The following is a 1644-nucleotide window of genomic DNA, read 5'->3' as shown; positions in this document are numbered from 1 at the left end:
TGTAGGAGCTATATCCTAATGTCGTGTTCTGGCTATTTACAGATGTCGTGTTTTTGACCACTGGCATGCTGGTCGGCTCGTGCGAACTGCGGAGCCAGCCATGCGACCAGGCGAACTGGTGACACTGACGATGCGAGAGCTTGACCGACTCAAGGTGATCCAGGCGGTGGCCGAGACGGGTTTGAAGCCCGGGCGCGCCGCTGAACGGCTAGGCCTGAGCGTACGCCAGGTCGAGCGGCTGCTGATCCGGTATCGCGAGCACGGACCCGGCGGCGTGGCTTCGGGACGGCGTGGACGGCCAGGTAACCGCAAGCTCGACGAAGGTCTGGCGTTACGGGCACTGACCATCATCCGCGAGCGCTACGCCGATTTTGGGCCGACGCTGGCCGCCGAGAAGCTCGCCGAATGCCATGGCATCCAGTTGGCGAAGGAAACGCTCAGGAAGCTCATGACGGACGCCGGGCTATGGATTCCGCGGGCCCAGCGCCCGCCGAAGGTCTACCAGCCACGTGCACGCCGCGCGTGCCTGGGCGAACTGATCCAGATCGACGGCAGCGACCACCGCTGGTTCGAGGAGCGCGCGCCGGCCTGCACGCTGCTGGTGTACGTGGATGACGCGACGAGCCGCATCATGCACCTGCATTTCACGGCTACGGAGTCGACCTTCAGCTACTTCGAGGCCACGCGTGCGTATCTGGAGCGTCATGGCAAACCGGTGGCGCTGTACAGCGACAAGGCCAGCGTGTTCCGCAGCCCGACTGCCAGCAAGACCGGACGCAGCGTGACGCACTTTGGACGCGCGATGTACGAACTGAACATCGACACGTTCTGCGCGAACTCGAGTTCTGCCAAGGGGCGCGTGGAGCGGGCGCACCTGACGTTGCAGGACCGCCTGGTGAAGGAATTGCGCCTGCGCAGCATCAGCACGGTTACCGAGGCCAATGCGTATGCGCCCGCCTTCATGCGTGCCTACAACACGCGCTTTGCGAAGCCACCGAAGAGCGGCTTTGATGCGCATCGGCCGCTACGTGAGGACGAGGATCTCGACGCCCTGCTCACCTGGCGCGAAACGCGGCGTGTGACGAAGTCGCTCACGGTGCAGTACGACCGGGTGATGTACCTGCTCGACGATACGCCGCAGAACCGGAAGCTGGTGCACCGCTATATCGAGGTCTGGGAGTATCCGGACGGGCGCATCGAGATCCGCGCTGAAGGTCGTGTGCTGCCGTATCGCGAGTATGACCGGCTCACCGAGGTGGACCAGGGCGCGGTGATCGAGCACAAGCGCCTGGCGCACGCACTGGAGGTGGCGCAGGCGCTGCAGGCGCAACGCGATGACCGGCGGGCGTCGGGCTCGCCCTCGCGCACCAACCGCGGCATCGAGGTGCGCCAGGCTGAGCGCGTGGCGGGCACGAAGAAGACGCGCGAGTTCACGCAGGCAGACATGGAGGGCGTCATTGTGAAACTCGCGCAGCGCAAGACTGCAGCAGTTCAGTCATCCAAACCTGGCCCGCGGTCAGCCAGGGTCCGCTGAACGCAGGCGCCCTGCTGCTTCAACCGCTGACCTTCAACAATGAGTGAACACAGAAACAGAGAAAGATGCGACATCTGTAAATGGCTGGCAGGACGACATCTGTATCTGGC

1 protein-coding gene is annotated in these 1644 nt (G+C 64.0%); it reads left to right on the top strand.

The window, feature by feature from the left end:
* Positions 1–100 precede the first annotated feature (100 nt).
* Positions 101–1534, top strand: a complete 1434-nt coding sequence (locus VSR72_RS43930; RefSeq protein ID WP_342958411.1) for an ISNCY family transposase — start codon at positions 101–103, stop codon at positions 1532–1534.
* Positions 1535–1644: the final 110 nt, after the last annotated feature.

The sequence above is a fragment of the Paraburkholderia sp. JHI869 genome, from assembly GCF_038900775.1.
Taxonomy (GTDB): Bacteria; Pseudomonadota; Gammaproteobacteria; order Burkholderiales; family Burkholderiaceae; genus Paraburkholderia.
This window is presented reverse-complemented; position numbering and strand designations above follow the sequence as displayed.

What these genes read in the sequence shown, in the direction of transcription:
- VSR72_RS43930 (WP_342958411.1), top strand. Translation starts at nt 101, where the DNA reads ATGCGACCAGGCGAACTGGTGACACTGACGATGCGAGAGCTTGACCGA.